This window comes from Pseudomonas sp. K5002, assembly GCF_013386655.1.
Taxonomy (GTDB): domain Bacteria; phylum Pseudomonadota; class Gammaproteobacteria; order Pseudomonadales; family Pseudomonadaceae; genus Aquipseudomonas.
In genome coordinates this window covers 1-4,893 of record NZ_JACARK010000411.1, presented here as the reverse complement: position 1 = coordinate 4,893, position 4,893 = coordinate 1, and the positions used below count along the sequence as shown (strand labels likewise).

The following is a 4,893-nucleotide window of genomic DNA, read 5'->3' as shown; positions in this document are numbered from 1 at the left end:
AGCGGGTGCTGGCGTGGGAGCGGGAGCGGCTTGCACCGGCTTGGCGGCCACCGGAGCTGGCGCAGGCACAGGCGTTGGCTTGGCGACCACGGGCTTGGGCACCGGTTTTGGCTTGGGCTCAGGCTTTGGCAGTGGTTTGGGGATCGGCTTGGGAGGCGGAGGCGGAGGGGCAGGTTCGGCCTCCTCGTCTTCGATCACCGGCGGCGGTGGCGGCGGTTCTTCCACCACGGGCTCGGGGACCACTTCCGGCTCGGGCTCGACCAGCGCGAGTTCAACCGCCGACTCGTCGTACTGCGGCTGGATCTTCAGGGGTTGGGACTGGATACCCAGTGCAATCAGCACCAGGGCGATCAGGGCCGGGACACTGCCCAGCAGCCGACGCGCACGAAACAAGGCATACATGATCAGGACTTTTTCGTGGCGATGGAGACAGAGGTAAAGCCACCCAGGCGCAGGGTGTCCATCACCTCGACCAGGCGCGACACTTCCACGCCTTTGTCGCTGTTGACGATGATCGTCGACTTGGTGTCTGGCTTCTCGCCGGCCTTGAGTGCAGGCACCAGCGCGTCGACGGTCAGGTCCTTGCCATCGAGCTGCAGCTGACCTTCCAGGCCCAGGGTCAGGATGAATTTATTTTGCGGCTTGAGCTGCTGTGAACTGCTGGCGCTCGGCAGCTGAGTCTTCATGCCCAGGGCCGGAATCACGTTCAAACTCACCAGTACAAAAAACACCAACAGGAACATCATCACGTCGATCATCGGGATCAGTTCGATGTGTGCCTTGCGTTTTTTGGGTTCATCCCAAGTTCTCATTCCGCTACCCCGCAGTTGATTAGGGGCGACACGCTAGCAACCAAAAATGACCGAATGGTTAACTTTAATTTAAGCTTTTAAGGCTCTAGGACGCGTCTTACAGACGACTCGTGGGTCTATTTATCTACGTAATGAAACTGACACGACGCGGGTACATTCTTGGAGAATTTATTTCGCGAGTCCCCCTGCATGAGCATTGCACTGCCGCATTTATCCACCCCGCGACTGCTGTTGAAGCCTCTGCAAAAGGAGCAGGCCGAGACGTTGTCGGTGCTGGCCAACGATCCCGATATTGCGAACAACACGGCTGCGATTCCATCGCCTTACACCTTGGAAACCGCACACGCCTTTATTGATGGCCAGGCAGAGAATTACCGCTCGGGGCATTCACTGGGGCTGGGTATTCATCTGCGGGAAACCGGCGAATTGATCGGCGTGATCAGTCTCAGATTATCTGCTGCTCATCGAAGTGGGCATCTCGGGTATTGGGTGGCCGCCCATTCTCGAAGCCAGGGTTATGCCGCCGAAGCAGCGGCGCAGATCATGGCGTTTGGGTTCAGCGAATTGGCGCTGCAGCGTGTGGGCAGCCAGTGCTTTGCACGTAACAAAGGGTCCGCTCGGGTCATGGAAAAAATTGGCTTGGGTTACGAAGGGTGCATGAAGGGTGCCTTCCTCAAGAATGGGGTGCACGAGGACATGTTGTTGTATGGCCTGGTGCGTGCCGATTGGAAGGAGCGCAGTTGATGAGTGTGAATCACGATCGCCGTCGCGTACTGGGCGGGCTTGCAGTTGCCACGGCGTTTTCGATCCTCAGCCCGTTTGCCCGTAGTGCAGGCATCGACTATCCCTTCACCCTCGGTGTGGCGTCAGGCGATCCATTGCCCGATGGTTTCGTGATCTGGACGCGCCTCGCGCCGCTTTTCAATGCCGCCGACGGTCGGGGTGGCCTGAGCCGCGCGGTGCCGGTGCGCTGGAAGGTGGCCCGCGATGCAGCGATGACGCACGTTGTGCGCCAGGGCGAGGTGATGGCCAGCGAGCGTTTCGCCCATTCGGTGCATGTGGAAGTGAGCGGGTTGGAGGCGGGTCGACCTTACTGGTACCAGTTCGAGGGCCTCGGTGCGCAAAGCCCGGTGGGCCAGTCGCGCACAGCGCCGGCGGTGCATGCCATGGCATCGGCGCAGTTGGGTTTTGTCTCCTGCTCCCATTGGGAGCGAGGCTACTTCAGCGCCTATCGGCATTTGTCCGCCGAGCAGCCTGACCTGGTGTTTTTCCTCGGGGATTACATCTATGACAGTTCCTACGCGACTGATTCCGGCAAGATCATTCGCCCCCACGGCAGCGGCAATGCGTTGAATCTGGTGGATTACCGCAACCGCTACGCCCTGTACAAGACCGATCCGGATTTGCAGGCACTGCATGCTGCGGCGCCCAGTGTGGTCACCTGGGACGATCACGAAGTGCAAAACGACTATGCCAGCCAGTGGTCCCAGGACCCGAACATCCCGGTGACGAGTTTTCTCAAGCAGCGGGCGGCGGCCTACCAGGCCTTCTACGAGCACATGCCGCTGCGGGCGAGCAGCCTGCCGCGCGGGGCGGACATGCGCCTCTATCGGCGTTTGGATTACGGCCGGCTGGCGCGTTTCCATGTGCTGGATGGGCGTCAGTACCGCTCCGAGCAGCCATGCATCCTGGCCAATGGCAGCCACAAGGGGCATGTGGCCGCGAATACCTGTGCCGACCTGCGCGATCCCCGTCGCACCATGCTCGGCTGGGAGCAGGAGGCTTGGCTGGATCAGGGTTTTGCCGAGTCCCGGGCACAATGGAACGTGATCGCCCAGGACCTGTTGGTCGCGCCGCTCACGCAACGTGACCTGACCAACCACAAGCCCGGCCGCTGGACCGATGGCTGGGATGGTTACATGGCCAACCGTGAGCGGATGCTTGCGTCGATGGTGCGCAGAAAGGTGAATAACCCGGTGTTCTGGGGCGGCGATATTCACTCGTTCTGGACGACGGACCTGCACGCTGACGCAGGGAATCCGGATTCGCCCGTGGTCGCGACCGAGTTTGTCGGCACGTCGGTGACGTCTGACGGGCCGCCATTTGATGCGTTCAGTGCGATCCTGCCCCTCAATCCCCATGTGAAGTTTTTCGACAGCCGCCAGCGCGGCTATGTGTCGGTGGCGCTTGAGGAGAGGAATATGCTGACGAACTTCCGGGTGATTTCCGATCCCCGGGATCCGAACGCCAGCGTCTCGACCCTCAAGTCGTTCGTGGTGGAGCCGGGCAGGGCGGGGGCGATTGCGGTTTAGTCAGTTCAGGGTATAGCGCACCGACAATGCTCCCTTTTTCTCGGAGAGGGCCAGGATCGTCACCTGGCCCACGTCCCCCAATGCCTGCACGTGCGTGCCGCCGCAGGCATAGGCCGGCAGGTCGCCAAAACCCACTTGCCGCGTACCGTCATCCAGGGCCATATGGCGCGGCAGGTTGGCGGCGATCCATTGGTCGACTTGCCGCTGGATCGCCTCGGCGTCCATGGCCTGGGCCGAGGTGCCGCGAATAAAGGTGATCTTGCCTTCGCCCGGCCAGTGATGAGCCTTGATCGGCATCCAGCCCAGGGTTTCACCGGCATTGCCGATCAGATGCCCGGCCGAGTGCAGGCGCGTGTGCAAGGTGCGGCGGTCTTCATCGACGCGTGCCTGGATCACGCCGGGAGCCACGGGGCGGTCTACGTAATGTACGACATGATCGCCTTCCTGAACCACCTTCAACACCTGGCTTGCCCCGAGCCAGCCGGTGTCGCAGGGCTGGCCGCCACCTTGTGGATGGAAGATTGTGGACTGCAGGATTACCGCAAACTGGTTATCAAAAGGTGTGCATCCCAGCACTTCAAGTTCGGCATTCAGGTTGTCATGGGTAAAAAACAGGCGCTGGGTCATCATTTATATCCGCATCAGGGTTTCTAACCGGCAGTATAAGAAGTGCGCCAATGGGTGATAATCCGTTCAAATCTCAATGGACTTGTGCGTCATGAGCATCAATCTTCCCTTACCGCTGCTGGGCGAAATGGCGATTTTCGTCAAGGTGGTGGAAACAGGCAGCTTCTCCGAGGCTGCGCGCCAACTGGGAGCATCGCCGTCCTCCGTGAGCCGCAGCATCTCACGCCTGGAAAAGGCCCTGGCAACTCGCCTGCTGCAACGCACTACGCGCAAGTTGCGCCTCAGCGAAGGTGGCGAAGAGGTGTTCAAGCGCTGCCAGGAAATGGTCAGTGCTGCGCGGTCGGTGATGGAAATCAGCGGCCAATACACCCATGAAGCCGAAGGGCTGGTGCGGGTCAGCGTGCCCAAGGCGGTAGGGCGTTTTGTGGTGCATCCGCATATGCCGGAGTTTTTGCGGCGTTATCCCAAGGTCGACGTGCAGTTGATCCTGGAGGACCGGCATGTGGACCTGATTGATGACAATGTCGACCTGAGTATCCGCATCACCGACAGCCCGCCGCCGGGGTTGGTGGGGCGCCAGTTGCTGCCGATCGAGCATTTGATCTGCGCCACGCCGCGGTACCTGGCGGAGCACGGTACGCCGCAGCATCCCCATGATTTGCTGGAGCACAGTTGCATCTACCTGGGTGAGACGCCGGGGGATGCGCGCTGGAAGTTTCGCCAGGGCAGCAAGGCGGTGACGGTGGGCGTGCGCGGGCGGTATGCGGCCAATCACACAGGCGTGCGGCTGGATGCGGTATTGCAACATGTGGGGATTGGCAGCTTGCCGTATTTCACGGCGCGGCATGCGCTGGAAGCGGGGGAGGTGGTGCAGGTGCTGCCGGGGTGGGATTTCATTGCGTCGTACCACGGGGATGCGTGGCTACTGCATTCGCCGACGCGGTACCTGCCGCCGAAGTTGCGGGTGTTTATTGATTATCTGGTGGAGTGCATGGCCAAAGAGCCGACGCTGAAGAAACGGTAGGAATACAGTTTAAATGTGGGAGCGGGCTTGCTCGCGAATGCGGTGGTTCAGTCACCTAAAATATTGAATGAACCACCGCATTCGCGAGCAAGTCGAACCGTCGCACCGCCGCTCCCAC

At 60.7% G+C, this 4,893-nt stretch carries 5 protein-coding genes and 1 pseudogene; 3 read left to right on the top strand and 3 right to left on the bottom strand.

What is annotated here, in order from left to right; genetic code table 11:
- Both HX846_RS19005 and HX846_RS19000 read right to left on the bottom strand, forming a co-directional pair.
- Window positions 1-402, bottom strand: a pseudogene (locus HX846_RS19005) (energy transducer TonB); the annotation flags it as partial.
- A gap of 2 nt (window positions 403-404) precedes the next feature.
- Window positions 405-812, bottom strand: a complete 408-nt coding sequence (locus HX846_RS19000; protein ID WP_003217209.1) for a biopolymer transporter ExbD — start codon at window positions 810-812, stop codon at window positions 405-407.
- A 189-nt stretch (window positions 813-1,001) separates the two neighbouring features.
- Here HX846_RS19000 and HX846_RS18995 point away from each other — a divergent pair, with 189 nt between their 5' ends.
- On the top strand, window positions 1,002-1,556 hold the full coding sequence (locus tag HX846_RS18995; RefSeq protein WP_003217211.1) for a GNAT family N-acetyltransferase: 555 nt from the start codon (window positions 1,002-1,004) through the stop codon (window positions 1,554-1,556).
- On the top strand, window positions 1,556-3,124 hold the full coding sequence (locus HX846_RS18990; protein WP_178965892.1) for an alkaline phosphatase: 1,569 nt from the start codon (window positions 1,556-1,558) through the stop codon (window positions 3,122-3,124). Before HX846_RS18995 ends, HX846_RS18990 begins: the two co-directional genes overlap by 1 nt.
- On the opposite strand, the gene HX846_RS18985 is transcribed toward HX846_RS18990, so the two are convergent.
- Window positions 3,125-3,751 (bottom strand): alanyl-tRNA editing protein, encoded by a 627-nt coding sequence (locus HX846_RS18985; protein ID WP_178965891.1) that lies wholly within the window; start codon window positions 3,749-3,751, stop codon window positions 3,125-3,127.
- Window positions 3,752-3,842: 91 nt separating this feature from the next.
- Here HX846_RS18985 and HX846_RS18980 point away from each other — a divergent pair, with 91 nt between their 5' ends.
- Window positions 3,843-4,775 (top strand): LysR family transcriptional regulator, encoded by a 933-nt coding sequence (locus HX846_RS18980; protein WP_003217218.1) that lies wholly within the window; start codon window positions 3,843-3,845, stop codon window positions 4,773-4,775.
- Window positions 4,776-4,893 lie beyond the last annotated feature (118 nt).